Source organism: Rhodanobacter sp. C03, from assembly GCF_002001175.1.
Taxonomy (GTDB): Bacteria; Pseudomonadota; Gammaproteobacteria; order Xanthomonadales; family Rhodanobacteraceae; genus Rhodanobacter.
In genome coordinates this window covers 1,360,295-1,377,755 of record NZ_MUNT01000001.1, presented here as the reverse complement: position 1 = coordinate 1,377,755, position 17,461 = coordinate 1,360,295, and the positions used below count along the sequence as shown (strand labels likewise).

Genomic DNA, 17,461 nt, shown 5'->3' with positions numbered 1-17,461 from the left:
ACGATAACTTCTAGCTCGATAGCTATCGGATTTGACGAGCTTGTTACGTTGGTCAATAGGTATTTGTCTGCATACCGGCAAGATGCCTAACCATTCGTTCAAGGCGGACGGCTTCGCCGCCGCTTAAGTCTAGCGTTAGCCTTCAGAGACAAGCAGAGGTACTCCGTGGAGCCTTTTATATCTGAGCTGCTCAACGCGTTGGGCAAGAGCATCGACTCTACGGATGTTCAAGCATTGATTCGGCGCTACGAACTGACAGATGAATACAGCGACCCGCCTTTCCGTCACTATGTTGGATCGAGTGCCCAAGGCATCGATTTGCTCTTTGAAGATGGTCACCTTATTGCCGTACAAATTTTCACAGAAGCGACCAAGGACTTCGCGGCATTTGAAGGACCGCTACCATTCGGAATTCGCCGAGACATGAGTCAGTTACAAGTACATGAGCTACTCGGCCAAGCGATCGAGGCGGATGAATTCGACAGCAAGTTCGCTGTTTCGAGCACAGGGGCAAAATTAGTAGTCAATTACGGGGGTGCTCTTTCGGTGCGGTATTTGAATATCCTGGCGCCGAAGCAAGCCTGACGAAAAACAGGCTAACAATTCGCTCAAGGCGGACGGCTACGCCGCCGCTTAACTCCAGCGTCAGGCCACAACGTGAGATTCATATCAACTTTGTGCAAACAGCTAAATTACCGGCCACAAGGCCATCACTGAAAAGGAGAACACTGTGAACGAGTCCGTTCGCCTCAAGTACCTCCGAATTGCGTTGGTATTAGTTGGTATCACATTTATCGCTGGCATCTATCTGTTGATGATTGTCTGGCCATCCGGCTGGACATGGCACACCGGTCATTCCGATTACCCCCTGATGATCGTGGGAATTTACGCAACGCTCGGCGTATTTTTGCTTCTGGCTTCCCGCAATCCTCTGGCTCATCTCAGCCTCATTTGGTTCACGATCTGGTCAAGCGTCGTGCACGGCGCAATCATGGCTTTCCAAGCATTGGCCAGCCCCATGAATCACGGTCATCTCATGGGAGATGTTCCTGCGCTTTTCATCGTGGCGGCCGTACTCGCAGTGCTGACCCCCAGAGGCCAGAACGCGGTTCTTCGTCAAGCGGCCTAACAGTTAAATCAAGCCGAACCCGCTTCGCGAGTCGGCTTGATTCAAGCGCCAAGCCACGGGGGGACACCCACATGAAGCGTACGTGGACAATCATTGGGGTCGGCAATGTGGCTGGCAGCTTCAAATGGTACCAGTCGCTCTTTGGCCAACCGGCGACAGCTCCGGCGCATGACGACTTCGGGCAAATCCTCGATTCGGATGGCACGGTTTTGCTCTGCCTTCACGAGTGGGGTGCCCACGGGCATCCTTCCTTGTTGAGCCCCGATCACGGGAAGCCTGGCAACGGCCTCATCCTGTTTTTCCGTGTGGACGATTTGGACATGGCGCTGCCAAGGGCACGCGCGCTCGTCAATAGGCTTGAAGAGGAGCCCCACATGAATCCGAACACAGGAACCATGGAGTTCTCGCTCCGCGATCCGGACGGGTATTACGTCATGATCAATGCACTCTCCGCGGTCTGACTATTCATTCAAACCGACGCCGCTTCGCGGCGAGGTTCAACTGCAGCCCACGTCCCAGGTGCAACGATGTCGACATTGAGTAATGCGTTTACGTTTCGGGGCGGTTGTCACTGCGGTCAGCTCCGTGTGGCCTTTTCAAGCGCACTGGATCCGGCAAGCATTATTCCTCGAGCCTGCGACTGCTCGTTCTGTCAAAAGCACGGTGCCGCCTACGTTTCCGATCCGGCTGGGCAACTGTCCGTCATCATGCAGAACCCAGATGCGCTGCGTCGGTATCGGCAGGGATCAAATACTGCCGAATTCCTGCTCTGCGATCGATGCGGCGTGCTGGTCGCCGTCGTCTTTGAGCACGATGCTCGCATTTACGGAGCTGTCAACGCACGATCCCTGGAAGGGCCAACCGGCTTTGGGTGCGCGGTCCCGGCTTCGCCGCAACTGCTGGCCCCTGGCGAAAAGGTCGTTCGATGGTCGCAACTGTGGGTTCCGGATGTCGAGCTGGTCACGTCTGGCACCTGACCATTCGTTCAAGGCGGACGGCTTCGCCGCCGTCTGGCTCCGGCGTCAGGTGTCATTGGCAACCTTCCAACCCGGCGGAGACGAATCATGAAGTCACCACCTTTGACTGCCACGTCTGATTCAAATATCGAAAAGCGACTTGCCGAATTTATCGACAAGTTCGATCCTGCCAACGCCAGACTCATCCGGCAGTGTCGAGTCGAGCTTCGCAAGCTCATGCCCGCAGCCATCGAGTTGGTCTACGACAACTACAACTTTTTCGTCATCGGCTACTGCACCACTCCGCGGGCTTCCGATTGCATCGTTTCCATTGCAGCGGCAGCCAACGGAGTCGGCATTTCTTTCTACCAGGGTGCCACGCTGGCCGATCCGGACAGGTTGCTCCAGGGCAGCGGAAAGCAGAACCGCTTCATTCGTGTGCCCAGTGTCAAAGCCCTGCGCTCACCCGAGGTACTGGCACTTATCAACGCGGCCATCGCACAAACCAAGGTCCCACTTCCGCCCAAGAGCGCGGTGCGTACAGTCATTCAATCGGTTTCCGGCAAGCAGCGCCCGCGGCGCAAGCCTGCAGATGCCACATAACCGCTCGGTCTGGCGGGCCGCTACGATGTGTCACCGTAAACTACCAGTCCACGCGGCAGTGGCCGCTTGCCTCAAGCGCCAGGCCTCACAACCAACCATCTGATCGGGGGAAGCCATGGGCACGACCGTTTTCGATGACTTGAAAGTGCACGTGAAATTCAAGCTCTCCGCACTCTGGGCAGCCTTGATGTTCTGCTACATCTATGGGGACTACTTTGGACTCTATGTGCCTGGAAAGCTGAAAGGCATGTTGGCGGGTGCCGGGCCAATCGGGCCGGTGAGTCAGGGCACCTTGGTAGCCACTGCGGTTTTATTGGCGGTTCCAGGCATCATGGTTTTTCTTTCGCTGGCGCTGCCGCCCAAGCTGAATCGCTGGCTCAACATTGTCCTGGGCACGTTCTACATTGTGATCATGCTCATGACCATGCCAGGGACATGGTCGTTCTACATGCTCTTGGGCATCATCGAGATCGTACTCGGCGCATTCACCATCTGGTACGCGTGGAACTGGCCAAAGCGAGTCGCGACATGATGCCAGTGAGGCCTGACAACTCGTTCAAGACGGACGGCCATGCCGCCGCTTGATTACTGCTACTGGTGCCGCACCACTTAAAGAGGCTGCCATGCATTCATCTCGTCTTTGCGCTCTTTTAATCGATTGCCGTGTATCGGATGTTGATCAGGCCGCCAGGTTCTGGGCCGATGCGCTGGGCCGCGAGATAGATTCCGGCCATCCAGGGACTCGCGGCAATTACCGCATGCTGGCAACACCTCCCGACGAACCTATTGTCCAGATTCAGCGCGTCGAGCATGAGAGCCGGGTTCACATCGACATCGAGACCGACAACATCCCCGCAGAAGTGGCACGACTGGAAGCGTTGGGAGCACACGTGGTTGATCGCCTGGAACGCTGGGTGGTGATGCAGGCTCCGACCGGGCAACGGTTCTGTGTTGTACGCGTTCAACGCCCGGGATTTCCAAAGAACGCCACACGCTGGGATTGAGGAGTTCTTGCCGTGATGAAAGCGGTGCCCAATAAAAACCACTCCCTGTTGTGGTTCGGCCCCATCGCCGCCCTGCTCCTTTTTACGGGCATTTTTGCAATCGGGTTGATGACTCCGGGCTACAGCCACATCCGGCAAACCGTCAGTGAACTGGGAGAAGCTGGTTCCCCAGGACGGATCGTCTTCAGCGTCCTGCTTTCGATCGTCGCGGCATGTCTGATTGTCTTCGCTGGCGGTGTCGCTCGCACGCTCCGGGAGGCGGGATATTCCACGCTTCCCGCATACTTTGTTGGCGCCATGGCCATTTCTGCAGCGGGCGTAGGGATCTTTGCCTACCCGCATCCGCTGCATAATGTCTTCGGCATGTCCGAACTGGCTGGTTATCAAGCGCCACTCGTGGCCGCACTGGTTTGCAGAACAGCTTCGAACGCAAGACAGCTCACCAGGTTTTCGATCGTCATGTACGCTCTGGTCATGTTGGCCATTGCAGCCAACCTGACAACTTTGGATCGGCATGGAGATCTCTGGGCACACATCCGGCCGTTTTACGGCGTTGTGCAACGACTCCTTTTCGCAGCATGGTTTTTCTGGTGTGCAGGATATGCGGCGCTGCTCATGCGTATGCGTCGGCCGGGCTGACGCGTCATCCTCCTTGCCGTTTCGGATGAACTGAATCGAGGTCACGGATATGGAAGACACCAAACGACGGCTGCTCTGGCATGGCATGTTGCTGTTCCTGTTCGGCCTGCTCACAGGCCTGGTAGAACAGAAATTCGACAATCCGCGCATGGGCCTCGCTGCACATCTGGAAGGGATCATGAATGGAACCTTCCTGGTGGCGCTGGGCGCGGTCTGGGCGGAAGTACGACTGTCGCCGCGATTGAAGACTGTGGCGTACTGGAGTGCGCTGTATGGCACCTATGCGAATTGGGCAGTTACCACTTTGGCGGCGATGTTTGGTACGGCGGCCATGTCTCCGATTACCGCCGCAGGCCACAGTGCGCAGCCGTGGCAGGAAAGCTCCGTGACGTTTGGCTTCATGAGCGTCGGCATGGCAATAATTGCCTCATCCGTCCTCATCTTGAGGGGTCTGCGGCGGACTGCGGTACGGTGATCGCGGTAACCCTCGAAGCGAGGAAGCGTGCCGACCGCCCTTCATCGCCACAAGCAGCCATGGCCGACGGTGTGGCTCAAGCGAAAAACATTCAATCAGCGCCTTTATCGGAGTCGTCATGGATCGCCAGAAAAACTACTGGTTTCCCGCCAAGCGCTACGGCTGGGGATGGAGCCTGCCAACATGCTGGCAAGGTTGGGCAGTTCTCGTCGCCTACGCCGGCTCGGTGGCGCTGATCTTCCATTTGCTGCCACCGGCCACCCACCATGCCGCCTTCCTGGTCGGCATGGCAATCTCAACTGCCGTGCTTGTCATCGTGTGCTGCCTCAAGGGGGAGCCACCCGCATGGCACTGGGGGAATGATGATCGCGGCTGACATTTCCTCCACAGGCGCGCCCCTGCCCTGAGCTGGCGGGCCGGCATCTTCAGCCGACTACTCCGCACAGTTTTTCCAGCAACTCGGCCTGCACGTTGCGGGCAGGCTCGCCGCTGGCCACTGGCGGCCGCAGGTACTGGCCGTCGGCCTGCAGCAGCAAGGCGCTGGTGTTGTCGCCGAGGTAGAGATCCAGTGTATTGCGCACGCGTTGTTGCAGTTTCTTGCCTTCGAGCGGGAACGCGGATTCGACGCGGCGATCGAGGTTGCGTTCCATCAGGTCAGCGCTGGACAGATACAGCTGCCCCTCGCCGTCGTTGGCAAACCAGTAGACCCGGCTGTGTTCGAGGAAACGGCCGATGATCGAGCGCACGCGGATGTTTTCGGAGACGCCTTCCACACCGGGACGCAGGCAGCAGACGCCGCGCACGATCAGATCGATCTGCACGCCGGCGATGCTGGCCTTGTACAACGCACGGATCACCTTCGGTTCGGTCAGTGCGTTGACCTTGATGATGATCTGCGCGGGCTTGCCGGCGGCGGCGTGCGCGGTCTCGCGCGCGATCAGTTCGAGCAGCGCCTTCTTCAGTGTGAACGGCGCATGCAGCAGCTTCTTCATGCGCAGCACCTTGCCCATGCCGGTGAGCTGGCTGAACAGCTTGTGCACGTCCTCGCACAGCGCCTCGTCCGAGGTGAGCAGGCTGTAGTCGGTGTACAGCCGAGCGTTGCCGGTGTGGTAGTTGCCGGTGCCCATGTGCGCGTAACGCACCAGTTCGCTGCCTTCGCGGCGCTGGATCAGCATCAGCTTGGCGTGCGTCTTGATGCCGACCACGCCGTAGATCACCATCGCGCCGGCCTGCTGCAGGCGCGAGGCAAGCGTGAGGTTGGACTCCTCGTCGAAGCGTGCGCGCAGCTCGACCACCGCGGTCACTTCCTTGCCGGCGCGCGCCGCGTCGACCAGCGCATCGACGATTTCCGAATTCGCGTTGGTGCGATACAGCGTCTGCTTGATCGCCAGCACCTGCGGATCCTTTGCTGCCTGACGCAGAAAATCCACCACCGGCGAAAACGATTCGTACGGATGCAGCAGCAGCACGTCCTGCTTGCCGATCACCTGGAACAGATCCTCGACGTGCTTGAGCACCTTCGGCAGCACCGGCGTGAACGGCGGATATTGCAACTTCGGATAACCCGCCTCGCTGGCGATGCGGAACAGCCGTGCCAGGTTCACCGGGCCGTTCACCTCGTACAGCTCCGACTCGGCGAGGCCGAACTGCTTGAGCAGGTAGTCGGCCAGATCCTTCGGGCAGTTGTCGGCCACCTCCAGCCGCACGGCGTCGCCGAAGCGGCGCGAGTACAGTTCGCCACGCAGCGCCAGCGCCAGATCCTCGACATCTTCCGGATCGAGCGTGAGGTCGGCGTTGCGGGTCAGCCGGAACTGGTAGCAGCCGAGTACGGTCATGCCGGGAAAGAGTTCCTCCGCATGCGCATGGATCATCGAGGACAGCAGCACGTAGTTGTCGCCACCCTCGCAAATTTCCAGCGGCAGGCGGATCAGCCGCGGCAGCACACGCGGGGCCGGTACGATGGCCAGGCCGGAATCGCGCCCGAACGCATCGATGCCGTCCAGCCGCACGATGAAGTTGAGGCTCTTGTTGACCAGCAGCGGGAACGGATGGGTCGGGTCGAGCCCGATCGGCGTGATCAGCGGCGCCACCTCCTCGCGGAAATAACGGCGCACCCACAGCTTCTGTTTGTGCGTCCACTGCGTGCGGCGCACGATGCGGATGCCCTGCCCGGCCAGCTCCGGCAGGATGCGCTCGTTGAGGATCGCGTACTGCCGCTCGATCTGCTTGTGCGCGATCTCGCTGATCTCGGCCAGCGCGCGGCGCGGCGGGATGCCGTCCGGCCCGATCAGCTCGTGATCCAGCGCGATCTGGCCCTTCAGGCCGGCGACGCGGATTTCGAAGAACTCATCCATGTTGCGCGAGAAGATCAGCAGGAACTTCAGCCGTTCCAGCAGCGGCGTGCGCTCGTCCAGCGCCTGGTCCAGCACGCGGATGTTGAACTGCAGCTGGGACAGTTCGCGGTGGATGTACAGCCGGCTGTCGTTGAGATCCACCGACGGCGGTGCTGGCAAGACATCGTTGGCGGCCGGCGCCGAGGTATCGGTCGGTGAAGTCTCGCGAATGATGCGGCTGTTCATCGGTACAAATCCAGGATCCGGTCGGAAAGGTCGCGCGTGCGGAAGGCAGTTATAGCAACAGGCATGCTAACTCCCTGTCGACGCAGTCAGGCGCATATGACAGCGCAAGTGGGTACCTAGCCCAGCTTGCCAGCCTACTTTGACAACGCAGTGACCGTACCCGCGAGCAAACCGAGCATGCGTTCAAGCGTCGACCATGCCGTGGGCCATACGCTCGTGCGACGCCAGATAACGACTTGGCGCGGCGCCCAAAACCCGCCGGAACGCCGCGGTGAATGCGCTGGCGCTGCTGTAACCCAGCTCGACCGCGACCTGGGTGATTGATTCGCCGCCGCCCAGCCGGGTCAAGGCCGTCAGCAGGCAGGCCTGCTGGCGCCAGGCACTGAAACTCATGCCGGTCTGCTGACGGAACAGCCGGGTGAAGCTGCGGCGGCTCATGTCGGCCTTGTGTGCCATCGCGTCGATGTCGATTTCCAGCGCCGGCGCAGCGATCAGGGCACGGCACAGTCGGGCCAGTCGTGGATCGCGCGGCAACGGCGTGTTCAGCGCCAGCGTAGGCATCGCCGCGATCTCGTCCAGCAGCAGCGCCATCACCCGGCCATCGCGCCCCTCCAGCGCGTACTCGGCCGGCAGATCCACCGCCTCCAGCAGCAAGGCATGCAGCAACAGCGAAACGCCGATCACCCGGCAATGTCGCGGCAGCTGCGTGGAAGCCTCATCTCTCACATAGGCACTGCGGGTGGATACGGTGCCGCTCATGCGCACCTCGTGTGAAACGCCGGCCGGAATCCACAGCGCACGACGCGGCGGCACCACCCAGCTGCCTTCGTCGGTGATCACGGTGACCACGCCGGTGGCTGCGTACAGCAGCTGGCCACGCTTGTGGGCATGACGTGGCAGCACGTAATGCGGCGGATAGTCGTTGCCGGTAAGCACGACATCGCGTGGGGTGTCTTCGTAATGGGTGACGCGTGTGTTGCGCATGATGAGCGGCGGATTGGCCCGAATTCGACGAAAGTTGACCCACCGATGCATGCGGGCCGATGTCGACCACTCTAAAGTGGCGCTCCTGGCGATGCAATACGCGCCAGCCCTTCTCCCATCCCCGAGAGTTTTCCATGGATACCCGTGTCGACGAGGCGGCCCTGCCGGCTCAGTCAACAACCCCACCGATGGCGCAACCTGCACATCACGCCGAGGGCACCGCCTTCGGCGTGCTTGGCGGCATCAGCTTCGCGCACATGCTCAACGACATGATCCAGTCGCTGCTGCTGGCGATCTACCCGCTCCTGAAAAGCGATTTTCACCTGAGCTTCGCCCAAGTCGGTTTGATCACGCTGACCTACCAGCTGACCGCCTCGATGCTGCAGCCGCTGGTCGGCATGGTCACCGATCGCAAACCGATGCCGTACTCGCTGCCGGTCGGCATGGGCTTCACCCTGTGCGGCCTGTTGCTGCTGGCAGTGGCACCGAACTTCCCGATCCTGTTGGTCGCCGCCGCGCTGGTCGGCACCGGCTCGTCGGTGTTCCACCCGGAATCCTCGCGGGTGGCACGGATGGCCTCGGGCGGCCGGCACGGCCTGGCGCAGTCGCTGTTCCAGGTCGGCGGCAACACCGGCGCGTCGCTGGGACCGCTGCTGGCCGCGTGGATCATCGTGCCGCACGGGCGCGGCAGCGTGGCGTGGTTCTCGCTGGCGGCCCTGCTCGCGATCGTGGTGCTGCTGCAGGTCGGACGCTGGTATGCGCAGCATCATGTCGCGCGCAGCAAGTCGGCGGCGCGGCACCTGACGGTGGTGGCGCTGTCGCGCAATCAGATCATCGGTGCACTGGCGATCCTCGGCCTGCTGATCTTCTCCAAGTATTTCTACCTGGCCAGCCTCAGCAGTTATTACACGTTCTACCTGATCCACAAGTTCGGCGTATCGGTGCAGAGCGCGCAGGTGCACCTGTTCGTGTTCCTGTTCGCGGTGGCGGTCGGCTCGCTGATCGGCGGTCCGATCGGCGACCGCATCGGGCGCAAATGGGTGATCTGGGTATCGATTCTCGGCGTAGCGCCGTTCACCCTGCTGCTGCCGCACGCAAACCTGATGTGGACCGGTGTGCTGACCGTGATCATCGGTCTGATCCTGGCCTCGGCGTTCTCGGCGATCCTGGTCTACGCGCAGGAACTGATCCCCGGCCGCGTCGGCATGATCTCCGGGCTGTTCTTCGGTTTCGCCTTCGGCATGGGCGGTATCGGTGCGGCCGTGCTCGGCGGGCTGGCGGATGCGCATGGCATCGAATACGTCTACCGGTTGTGTGCGTATCTGCCGTTGATGGGGTTGATCACGGTGTTTCTGCCGAATATCGAGAAGCGGGCACGCATCTGAGATTTGTTGCGGGAATGACTTCGGAGCGCCTCGGGCCAACCCGTTTTTGTTGCCACCCGCCCGTTTGTCGTCATCCCGGCGAAGGCCGGAGGAGCTTTTCAACAGCGAAGCTGGTCATCGCTTTGCAGCGGTGGCATCGGGCACCCATGGCTGCTGATCCAGCATCGCCATGATGCAGCCAACTAATTTCGCTATGGCAAAGCGATTCCGGCCTTCGCCGGAATGACGATAGTGGGAGGTTTCAGCGTGCGCCAATAACCACCGGCTCCGGCTCCAGCTGTACGCCGAACTTCTCGCGCACACCGTCCATCACCCGCTGCGCCAGCGCCCACAGTTGCGGCCCCGTCGCGTTGCCGTGATTGACCAGCACCAGCGCATGCCGGTTGGAAATGCCGGCATCGCCTTCGCGGATACCCTTGAAACCGGCGGCTTCGATCATCCAGGCCGCGGATACTTTGCAACGGCCGTTAGGTTGCGCCCACACAGCCAAGCCGGGATGCTCACGCTTGAGCGCATCAGCCAGCGCAGCGTCGACGATCGGATTCTTGAAGAAACTGCCAGCGTTACCGATGACCGATGGGTCGGGCAGCTTGCTGGTGCGCAGGTGCACCACCGCTTCAGCGACATGGAACGGTGCAGGCTTGTCCACGCCCATCCGCGCCAGCTGTTCGTTGATGCCGGCGTAATCGGTGCGCAGTGGACGGTTGCGCGGCAACACGAAGCGCACGGCGGTGACGATGTAACGCCCCGGCTCGTGCTTGAACAGCGAGTCGCGGTAGGCGAACGCGCAGGTCGCATGATCGAGCGTCACCACGCGGCGTTCGTGAATATCCCACGCTTCCACACTTTCAATGAACTCGGCCACTTCGCAGCCGTAGGCGCCGATGTTCTGGATCGGCGCGGCGCCGACGGTGCCGGGAATCAGGATCAGGTTTTCCAGGCCGGCGTAGCCCTGGCCCAGGGTCCAGCGCACGAAGTCGTCCCAACGCTCACCGGCGGCCACGGCGATGCGTGCACTGTCGCCGTCGCTTTCCACTTCCACGCCGCTTGTGGCAAGCGTTTCGACATGGACGCCACTTGTGGCAAGCATTTCTTCTACAAAGACGCCACGGGTTGCCATGGCCAGCACGGTGCCGTCGAAATCGCCGGTGAACAACATGTTGCTGCCCTCACCGAGCACCAGCAACCGGTCGTTGCGCACGGCCGGGAAGTCGAGCAGCTCGGGCAGCTTGCTGGCATCGCGAATCTCCGCCAGCAGCTTCGCCCGCGCGGCCACGCGCAGCGTGTTGCGATTGGCCAGCGAGGCGTTTTCGATGAGCGTATAGCCGCCCATGTCGACCTGTTCAACCGGCATGGGCATCTTCGCGCTGGCGACGGATTTCGTTGACGCATTCGGCGACCAGCTGTGGCCCGCGATAGATCAGGCCCGAATAGACCTGCACCAGCGAGGCACCGGCGTCGAGTTTTTCGGCCGCGTCGCTGCCATCGAGGATGCCGCCTACGCCGATCAGCGGAATGCGTCCCTGCAGGCGCCTGTGCATGCCAGCGAGTACGGCGGTGGAGCGCTCGAACAACGGCTTGCCGGACAGTCCGCCGGTTTCGCCACCGTGCGGATCGTCGGCGACAGCGGTGTGGTCGATCGTGGTGTTGCTGCAGATCACGCCGTCGATGCCAGTGCGCAGCAGCACCTCGGCAATCGCATCGAGTTCTGTCTCGGTCAGATCCGGCGCGATCTTCAGCAGCATCGGCTTGCGCTGACCATGCTGCGAGCCGAGCCGCTCCTGTGCCTCGCGCAGCACCGAGATGAAGCGCTGCAGCGTGGCCTCTTCCTGAAGATCGCGCAGGCCCTGGGTATTCGGCGAAGAAATATTGACGGTGATGTAACTGGCGTGCTCGTAGACGCGGGTGAGGCAGGTCAGGTAGTCGTCGACCGCCTTCTCGTTCGGCGTCTCCTTGTTCTTGCCGATGTTGATGCCGAGCACGCCGTGATAGCTGGACTGCTGCACGTTGCGCACCAGCGCTTCGACGCCGCCGTTGTTGAAGCCGAGCCGGTTGATGATCGCCTCGTGCTGCGGCAGTCGGAACATGCGTGGCTTGTCATTGCCTGGCTGCGGCAGTGGCGTCACCGTGCCCACCTCGATGAAGCCGAAGCCGAGCGCATCCAGCGCATCAAGATGTTCGGCGTTCTTGTCGAGGCCAGCGGCGAGACCTACCGGATTCGGGAACGTGATGCCGAACGCCGTGACCGGCAGGTCGGCCGGCGGCCTGGCAACCCAGTGCGCGAAGTTACTGCGCTGGGCCACGCCCAGCCCGTACAGGGTGAGGTGGTGCGCGGTCTCGGGATCGAGCTTGAACAGCAACGGGCGCAGGTAGTCGTACATGGTCAGGCTATATGTCCGGCAAAGATGCGGGTGTCGTAATCGAAGCTTACCGTGCCGTGCTCGGCGCAGGCGTCGAACAGATCGCGCAGGGCGTGCAGCATCGGCTCATGTTTGGGGTGACCGGCCTGCGGCGCATAGGACGAGGACATCAACCTGCCCCGCAGTGCCTCGAAATCCAGCCGCTGGCCATGCTCGAAGCTGGCGCTGCCGCAATAGCCCGCACCAAACCAGGTGCGCATCCGCGCATCGTCGGCATAACGTTCGGCCACACTGGTGTAGTCGGTGCCATACATCTGAAGCAAGTCCTCGTAACCTTCGAGGAAGCGCGTGCCTGTCAGCCAACGCGAGTTCCACCAGATCGCCGCCAGTCCACCCGGCCGCAGGATGCGCGCGAACTCACGGCGCGCCGCGTCCTCATCGAACCAGTGGAATGCCTGCGCCACTACAACCAGATCCACGCTGGCATCGGCGAGCCTGCTGGCGGCAGAACTGCCATCGACGGCATCGAAACCTGCGTATGCCTGCAGCCAGTGTTCGGCGGCAGCACGCATCTGTGCGTTCGGCTCCACCGCCGTCACGCGATAGCCCGCATCGAGAAACATTTTCGATGAGATACCAGTACCCGCGCCGATATCGGCCACCCGCCAATCGGCGTCGACGCCCTGCTTGCGCTGCAACCAGTCGAGCAAGGCCGATGGATAGTCCGGCCGGTAGCGCACGTAGTCGTCGACGCGATCGCTGAAACGCGCGGTGGAGTGCAGATCACTCATGCCATCGACTCCGCTTCACTCAGCCATTGAGCATCTGGCCGCCATCGACGGCCAGGGTCTGTCCGGTGATCCAGCCGGCCCAGGGCGAAGCGAGGAACAGTGCCACGTGCGCGACTTCCTCCGGTGTGCCGTAACGGCCGAACGGAATCTTCGCCAGCACGGCGGCATAGCGCACCGGATCCTCATGCCTGCAGCGATCCCACATGCCGTCGGCAAACTCGATCGAGCCGGGAGCGATGGCGTTGACGCGGATGCGCTGCGTAGCCAGTGCCAGTGCCTGCGACATGGTGTAGTGGCTCAGCGCGGCTTTCATCGCTGCGTAGGACGGGCCTGCCGGACGCGGGCGCAGCGCTGCGATGGAACTGGTGTGCAGGATGCTGGCGCGCACCGATTTCGCCAGATACGGCTGCGCCGCCCGTGAGGCACGCACGGCAGCCATCAGGTCGACATTGAAGTCGGCCAGCCACGCTTCATCGGTGTCGCCGAAACCGTAACCGCTGGCGTTGTTGACCAGCACGTCGATGCCGCCCATGGCGGTGGCTGAAGCTTCCACAAAGTCATGGATGGCTGACGCTTCGGCCAGGTCGCAGCTCTGTACATGCACGTCGGCACCGAGCGCAGTGATTTCATGTGCCACTTTGTCCAGCGCTGCGTGGCCGCGCGCACAAACCGATATCGCCGCTCCGGCCGCGGCGAATGCCAGCGCGATACTGCGGCCGATGCCTTTGCTGCCACCGGCGATGACCACACGGTAACCGCGAAAATCAAACGCTGTGTTCTGCATGAGGGCCGTCATGAAAACACATGCCAGTGCGGCCCAAGATGCAGGAACATGGCACCGAAAAGCAGCATCAGTACGACGACCGCGATGATCGCGATTGCCAGATGGATATAGCCAAGTACCAGCCCGGCGATGGCCATGCCATCACCTTCGATGAGGGTGCCCGCAGGAGCGCGCCGTATCTCGCTGCGTGCCAGGTGACCGCAGATGACGGCCACGATCGCGCCGATGAAAGGCAACAGGCACCAGGAAAGAATGCCGAAAACCAGACTCACCACCGCCAGCGTGCTGGTGCTGGAAGCGGGACGATACGCAGGTTGATAGCTCATCGTCGCTGCACTCGCTATGGAAACCGAGAAGGGTGCCGCACCGTATTGCTATCGATCACGGGTGGCAACACCACCCGTGATCGATGTGGATCACTTACAGATCGAATTTGATGCCCTGGGCCAGCGGCAGCGCGTCCGAATAGTTGATGGTGTTGGTCTGGCGGCGCATGTAGACCTTCCATGCATCCGAACCGGACTCGCGACCGCCGCCGGTTTCCTTCTCGCCACCGAACGCGCCGCCGATCTCCGCACCGGACGTGCCGATGTTGACGTTGGCGATGCCGCAATCCGAACCGGCCGCCGACAGGAACTGCTCGCCCGCGCGCAGGCTGTTGGTGAAGATCGACGAGGACAGGCCCTGCGGCACGTCGTTCTGCATGTCGATCGCGTCGTCCAGCGTCTTGAACGGCATCACGTAGAGGATCGGCGCGAAAGTTTCGGTCTGCACGACTTCATGCGAGTTCGCGATGCCAGTGACGATCGTCGGCAGCACGAAGTTGCCCTTGCGATCGGTCAGCGCCGCGCCGCCGGTGGCGATCGTGCCACCCGCGGCCTTGGCCTTCTCGACGGCGGCAAGGTAACCCTGCACCGCTTCGGAGCTGTTGAGCGGACCCATCAGCGTGGTCGACAGGTTCGGATCGCCGATCTTGCCCTCGACCTGCTGGTACGCCTTGACCAGGGTCTCCAGCACGTTCTGGTAGATCGACTCGTGCACGAACAGCCGGCGCGTGGTGGTGCAGCGCTGGCCGGCAGTGCCGACGGCGCCGAACACGATGCCCGGGATCGCCAGCTTCAGATCGGCGCTTTCATCGAGGATGATCGCGTTGTTGCCGCCCAGCTCCAGCAGCGAGCGGCCCATGCGCTGCGCCACGCGCTCGCCGACCATGCGGCCGACCTTGGTCGAGCCGGTGAAGCTGATCAACGGGATGCGCTTGTCGTCGACAAACGCCTGCGACAGATCGGTGCCGGCATCGTTGAACAGGAAGAACAGATCGGGGAAGCCGCCGGCCTTCAGCGCTTCGTTGCAGATGCGGATGGTGGCGACCGCCGACAGCGGCGTCTTCGGCGACGGCTTCCAGATGCAGATGTCGCCGGCGATGGTGGCCAGCATGGCATTCCACGCCCACACCGCGACCGGGAAGTTGAACGCGCTGATGATGCCGACCAGGCCGAGCGGATGGTACTGGTCGTACATGCGGTGGCCCGGGCGCTCCGAATGCATGGTGGCGCCGTACATCATGCGGCTCTGGCCCACCGCGAAGTCGGCGATGTCGATCATCTCCTGCACTTCGCCGTCGCCTTCGGGCTTGATCTTGCCCATCTCCAGCGCGACCAGCGAACCCAGCGCATCCTTGTGCTTGCGCAGCGCTTCGCCGCACAGGCGCACCGCTTCGCCACGCGCCGGCGCCGGCGTCGTGCGCCATACCTTGAAGGCGGCCTGTGCGCGCTTGACGATCACTTCATAGTCGGCGGCGCTGGACGCATGCACGGTACCGAGCACTTCGCCGTTGGCCGGGTTCACCGGCTGCAGCGCACCGGCGTCGGTGGTCTTGGACCACTCGCCCTGGCCGAGGTACGTACCGGACTGCTCGCCGTGGAGGCCGAGGGCATTGAGGATGGCGTGGGACATGGTGTCTCCTGGACTTGCATGGCGACAGGGCGCCATGGGGAATGGTAAACCGCCATTCTAACAGGGCGGCGGGGGACGCTCACAGTTGGGGGAGACACCGCCCCCACGATCCATGCGAAAATCCCGCCGCTGCCCTCGTAGCTCAGTTGGATAGAGCGGTCCCCTCCTAAGGGACAGGTCGGACGTTCGAATCGTCTCGAGGGCACCATTGATGAAGCACAAAGGCCGGCCATGCTGGCCTTTGTGCTTTCCGGTTCAGGAACTGCACGACAGCATCGAGCAGCCGGCCTTGTGCCGAGCCCAATCCGGACGCTTCTGCGCAAACGCCTCGCGGCCGGGCTGGTCGTCGTACGGATGACGCATCACGTCGAGCAGTTCGGCAATACCGCCGGGGTCACCCTGTTCGGCTCGGTCGATCGCCTGCTGCGCCAGATAATTGCGCAGCACATAGCGTGGGTTCGCCATGCGCATGCTCGCCCGACGTTGTTCGGTTGATTGTGGATCGGTGGCAAGACGGGCGACATAGCGGGCCAGCCAGTCGTTGAGTGCCGGCTCCGCTTCACGTCGTTTCGCTTCGTCGTAAAACGCATCGTTGAACAGCTCTGGCGTCGGTGCCTGTACGTCGATATCGGCCAACGCACGAAACCACAGTGTCATGTCGATCTCGGCTTGCTGCAGCAGCGTTTGCAGCGACTGCATCAGCGCCACGTCGTCATCGCGGCATTCGCTCAGACCGAGCTTGACGGCAATATTCCTGCGGTCGGCAGCCACATAAGCCGCCGCGTAGCGATCCAGTCCAGCCTGCAACGGCTCGACGCCGGCAAACAACGGTGCCAGCGCGCCGGCGAGGCGGCTCAGATTCCACCACGCCACATTTGGCTGCTGGCCAAAGCGGTAGCGGCGACGTTGCGCGTCGGTGGTGTTCGGCGTCCATTCCGCATCGAAGTTGTCGACCCAGCCGTACGGACCGTAGTCGATGGTGAGGCCGAGGATCGACATGTTGTCGGTGTTCATCACGCCATGCACGAAACCGACGCGCATCCAGTGCGCGATCATCGTGGCGGTGCGCTCGCACACTTGCGCGAACCACTCCGCATACAACGCTTCGCCCTGGCCGCTCAACTCCGGAAAATCACGGCGGACGGTGAAGTCGACCAGCTGCTGCAACAGCGCGTTATCGCCACGCGAGGCCGGCAATTCGAAATTTCCGAAGCGGATGAACGAAGGCGCCACGCGGCAGACGACCGCGCCGCGCTCCGGTTTCGCGTGGCCGTCGTAGAACATGTCGCGCACGACCAGCTCGCCGGTATCCACCAGACTCAACGCGCGCGTGGTCGGCACACCGAGGTGATGCATGGCCTCGCTGCACAGGAACTCGCGCACCGACGAGCGCAGCACCGCGCGCCCGTCCGCACCGCGCGAATACGGCGTCAGTCCGGCGCCTTTCAGCTGCAGCTCCCAGCGCTCGCCCGCGGCGTTGATCGTCTCGCCCAATGAAATCGCGCGTCCGTCGCCGAGTTGTCCAGCCCAGTTGCCGAATTGATGCCCGCCGTAGTTCGCCGCATACGGCTGCATGCCATCGAGCAACGTATTGCCGCTGAACAGCTGCGCGAATTCCGGCGCGGCGACCTCGGCCTCGCTGAAGCCCAGCGCCGCCGCCATCTCGGCCGAATATGCCAGCAGTTGCGGGGCCGCGACCGGCGTCGGGTCGACGCGTGAATACAGCGCCGCTTCAACCTGACGCAGGTGCGCGCCCAGCTCCGGATCAGCGGGCAGGTCACGCACGAATGCGTTGTCGAAGTGGAGATTGAACATG

Annotated in this window: 20 protein-coding genes and 1 tRNA gene; 12 read left to right on the top strand and 9 right to left on the bottom strand. The window is 62.1% G+C overall.

From position 1 onward, the window contains the following. Window positions 1-165: 165 nt before the first annotated feature. The 10 genes from B0E48_RS05970 (at window position 166) to B0E48_RS05925 (ending at window position 5,182) form a co-directional block, all read left to right on the top strand. A complete protein-coding gene (locus B0E48_RS05970; protein ID WP_077516768.1) occupies window positions 166-585 on the top strand; it encodes a hypothetical protein in 420 nt (139 codons plus the stop codon). A gap of 145 nt (window positions 586-730) precedes the next feature. Continuing rightward, the gene (locus B0E48_RS05965) at window positions 731-1,129 is read left to right on the top strand and encodes a DUF6632 domain-containing protein (protein ID WP_077516766.1); all 399 of its coding nucleotides are present in this window, start codon (window positions 731-733) and stop codon (window positions 1,127-1,129) included. Between the two features lie 71 nt (window positions 1,130-1,200). Continuing rightward, window positions 1,201-1,590: a VOC family protein gene (locus B0E48_RS05960; protein WP_077516764.1), complete on the top strand. Its 390-nt coding sequence runs from the start codon at window positions 1,201-1,203 to the stop codon at window positions 1,588-1,590. Window positions 1,591-1,656: 66 nt separating this feature from the next. Next, window positions 1,657-2,106, top strand: a complete 450-nt coding sequence (locus B0E48_RS05955) for an aldehyde-activating protein (protein ID WP_077516762.1) — start codon at window positions 1,657-1,659, stop codon at window positions 2,104-2,106. Between the two features lie 87 nt (window positions 2,107-2,193). Then, window positions 2,194-2,688 (top strand): DUF1801 domain-containing protein, encoded by a 495-nt coding sequence (locus B0E48_RS05950; RefSeq protein ID WP_139350161.1) that lies wholly within the window; start codon window positions 2,194-2,196, stop codon window positions 2,686-2,688. Between the two features lie 115 nt (window positions 2,689-2,803). Further along, window positions 2,804-3,220, top strand: a complete 417-nt coding sequence (locus tag B0E48_RS05945) for a DUF6326 family protein (protein WP_077516758.1) — start codon at window positions 2,804-2,806, stop codon at window positions 3,218-3,220. Window positions 3,221-3,311: 91 nt separating this feature from the next. Beyond that, window positions 3,312-3,692 carry a VOC family protein gene (locus tag B0E48_RS05940; RefSeq protein WP_077516756.1) on the top strand — a complete coding sequence of 127 codons (381 nt, stop codon included), beginning with the start codon at window positions 3,312-3,314 and terminating at the stop codon, window positions 3,690-3,692. Window positions 3,693-3,707: 15 nt separating this feature from the next. Next, window positions 3,708-4,331 (top strand): DUF998 domain-containing protein, encoded by a 624-nt coding sequence (locus tag B0E48_RS05935; protein WP_077516755.1) that lies wholly within the window; start codon window positions 3,708-3,710, stop codon window positions 4,329-4,331. A 49-nt stretch (window positions 4,332-4,380) separates the two neighbouring features. Beyond that, window positions 4,381-4,806 (top strand): hydrogenase, encoded by a 426-nt coding sequence (locus B0E48_RS05930; protein ID WP_077516753.1) that lies wholly within the window; start codon window positions 4,381-4,383, stop codon window positions 4,804-4,806. Window positions 4,807-4,924: 118 nt separating this feature from the next. Next, a complete protein-coding gene (locus B0E48_RS05925) occupies window positions 4,925-5,182 on the top strand; it encodes a hypothetical protein (protein ID WP_077516751.1) in 258 nt (85 codons plus the stop codon). A 49-nt stretch (window positions 5,183-5,231) separates the two neighbouring features. Here the strand turns inward: B0E48_RS05925 and ppk1 are convergent, their stop codons facing one another. Both ppk1 and B0E48_RS05915 read right to left on the bottom strand, forming a co-directional pair. Then, complete coding sequence (gene ppk1, locus B0E48_RS05920) at window positions 5,232-7,385, bottom strand: polyphosphate kinase 1 (RefSeq protein ID WP_077516749.1); 2,154 nt, start codon at window positions 7,383-7,385, stop codon at window positions 5,232-5,234. 183 nt (window positions 7,386-7,568) lie between these two features. Further along, window positions 7,569-8,369 carry a helix-turn-helix transcriptional regulator gene (locus B0E48_RS05915; protein WP_077517040.1) on the bottom strand — a complete coding sequence of 267 codons (801 nt, stop codon included), beginning with the start codon at window positions 8,367-8,369 and terminating at the stop codon, window positions 7,569-7,571. Window positions 8,370-8,503: 134 nt separating this feature from the next. On the opposite strand from B0E48_RS05915, the gene B0E48_RS05910 reads away from it, so the two are divergent. Beyond that, window positions 8,504-9,754, top strand: a complete 1,251-nt coding sequence (locus B0E48_RS05910; RefSeq protein ID WP_077516747.1) for an MFS transporter — start codon at window positions 8,504-8,506, stop codon at window positions 9,752-9,754. A 241-nt stretch (window positions 9,755-9,995) separates the two neighbouring features. Here B0E48_RS05910 and murB read toward each other — a convergent pair whose 3' ends face one another. The 6 genes from murB to B0E48_RS05880 all read right to left on the bottom strand — a co-directional run bounded on the left by murB (window position 9,996) and on the right by B0E48_RS05880 (window position 15,645). Further along, window positions 9,996-11,087, bottom strand: coding sequence for a UDP-N-acetylmuramate dehydrogenase (gene murB, locus B0E48_RS05905; protein WP_077517038.1), 1,092 nt, complete (start codon window positions 11,085-11,087; stop codon window positions 9,996-9,998). A gap of 10 nt (window positions 11,088-11,097) precedes the next feature. Beyond that, window positions 11,098-12,135, bottom strand: a complete 1,038-nt coding sequence (locus tag B0E48_RS05900) for a quinone-dependent dihydroorotate dehydrogenase (protein WP_077516745.1) — start codon at window positions 12,133-12,135, stop codon at window positions 11,098-11,100. A gap of 2 nt (window positions 12,136-12,137) precedes the next feature. Beyond that, window positions 12,138-12,905 (bottom strand): class I SAM-dependent methyltransferase, encoded by a 768-nt coding sequence (locus B0E48_RS05895; RefSeq protein ID WP_077516743.1) that lies wholly within the window; start codon window positions 12,903-12,905, stop codon window positions 12,138-12,140. 19 nt (window positions 12,906-12,924) lie between these two features. Next, window positions 12,925-13,701 carry an SDR family oxidoreductase gene (locus B0E48_RS05890; protein WP_168170295.1) on the bottom strand — a complete coding sequence of 259 codons (777 nt, stop codon included), beginning with the start codon at window positions 13,699-13,701 and terminating at the stop codon, window positions 12,925-12,927. Then, the gene (locus B0E48_RS05885) at window positions 13,698-14,015 is read right to left on the bottom strand and encodes a DUF4190 domain-containing protein (RefSeq protein ID WP_077442559.1); all 318 of its coding nucleotides are present in this window, start codon (window positions 14,013-14,015) and stop codon (window positions 13,698-13,700) included. Before B0E48_RS05885 ends, B0E48_RS05890 begins: the two co-directional genes overlap by 4 nt. A gap of 94 nt (window positions 14,016-14,109) precedes the next feature. Then, window positions 14,110-15,645 (bottom strand): aldehyde dehydrogenase family protein, encoded by a 1,536-nt coding sequence (locus B0E48_RS05880; protein ID WP_077516739.1) that lies wholly within the window; start codon window positions 15,643-15,645, stop codon window positions 14,110-14,112. Window positions 15,646-15,776: 131 nt separating this feature from the next. Between B0E48_RS05880 and B0E48_RS05875 the strand changes: the two genes are divergently transcribed. Beyond that, window positions 15,777-15,853: transfer RNA gene (locus B0E48_RS05875), tRNA-Arg, on the top strand. Between the two features lie 47 nt (window positions 15,854-15,900). Here B0E48_RS05875 and B0E48_RS05870 read toward each other — a convergent pair. Further along, window positions 15,901-17,460 carry a YdiU family protein gene (locus tag B0E48_RS05870; RefSeq protein ID WP_077516737.1) on the bottom strand — a complete coding sequence of 520 codons (1,560 nt, stop codon included), beginning with the start codon at window positions 17,458-17,460 and terminating at the stop codon, window positions 15,901-15,903. Window position 17,461: the final 1 nt, after the last annotated feature.

What these genes read in the sequence shown, in the direction of transcription:
- B0E48_RS05960 (WP_077516764.1), top strand. Translation starts at nt 1,201, where the DNA reads ATGAAGCGTACGTGGACAATCATTGGGGTCGGCAATGTGGCTGGCAGC.
- B0E48_RS05955 (WP_077516762.1), top strand. Translation starts at nt 1,657, where the DNA reads ATGTCGACATTGAGTAATGCGTTTACGTTTCGGGGCGGTTGTCACTGC.
- B0E48_RS05950 (WP_139350161.1), top strand. Translation starts at nt 2,194, where the DNA reads ATGAAGTCACCACCTTTGACTGCCACGTCTGATTCAAATATCGAAAAG.
- B0E48_RS05945 (WP_077516758.1), top strand. Translation starts at nt 2,804, where the DNA reads ATGGGCACGACCGTTTTCGATGACTTGAAAGTGCACGTGAAATTCAAG.
- B0E48_RS05940 (WP_077516756.1), top strand. Translation starts at nt 3,312, where the DNA reads ATGCATTCATCTCGTCTTTGCGCTCTTTTAATCGATTGCCGTGTATCG.
- B0E48_RS05935 (WP_077516755.1), top strand. Translation starts at nt 3,708, where the DNA reads ATGAAAGCGGTGCCCAATAAAAACCACTCCCTGTTGTGGTTCGGCCCC.
- B0E48_RS05930 (WP_077516753.1), top strand. Translation starts at nt 4,381, where the DNA reads ATGGAAGACACCAAACGACGGCTGCTCTGGCATGGCATGTTGCTGTTC.
- B0E48_RS05925 (WP_077516751.1), top strand. Translation starts at nt 4,925, where the DNA reads ATGGATCGCCAGAAAAACTACTGGTTTCCCGCCAAGCGCTACGGCTGG.
- ppk1 (WP_077516749.1), bottom strand. Translation starts at nt 7,385, where the DNA reads ATGAACAGCCGCATCATTCGCGAGACTTCACCGACCGATACCTCGGCG.
- B0E48_RS05915 (WP_077517040.1), bottom strand. Translation starts at nt 8,369, where the DNA reads ATGCGCAACACACGCGTCACCCATTACGAAGACACCCCACGCGATGTC.
- B0E48_RS05910 (WP_077516747.1), top strand. Translation starts at nt 8,504, where the DNA reads ATGGATACCCGTGTCGACGAGGCGGCCCTGCCGGCTCAGTCAACAACC.
- murB (WP_077517038.1), bottom strand. Translation starts at nt 11,087, where the DNA reads ATGGGCGGCTATACGCTCATCGAAAACGCCTCGCTGGCCAATCGCAAC.
- B0E48_RS05900 (WP_077516745.1), bottom strand. Translation starts at nt 12,135, where the DNA reads ATGTACGACTACCTGCGCCCGTTGCTGTTCAAGCTCGATCCCGAGACC.
- B0E48_RS05895 (WP_077516743.1), bottom strand. Translation starts at nt 12,905, where the DNA reads ATGAGTGATCTGCACTCCACCGCGCGTTTCAGCGATCGCGTCGACGAC.
- B0E48_RS05890 (WP_168170295.1), bottom strand. Translation starts at nt 13,701, where the DNA reads ATGACGGCCCTCATGCAGAACACAGCGTTTGATTTTCGCGGTTACCGT.
- B0E48_RS05885 (WP_077442559.1), bottom strand. Translation starts at nt 14,015, where the DNA reads ATGAGCTATCAACCTGCGTATCGTCCCGCTTCCAGCACCAGCACGCTG.
- B0E48_RS05880 (WP_077516739.1), bottom strand. Translation starts at nt 15,645, where the DNA reads ATGTCCCACGCCATCCTCAATGCCCTCGGCCTCCACGGCGAGCAGTCC.
- B0E48_RS05870 (WP_077516737.1), bottom strand. Translation starts at nt 17,460, where the DNA reads ATGTTCAATCTCCACTTCGACAACGCATTCGTGCGTGACCTGCCCGCT.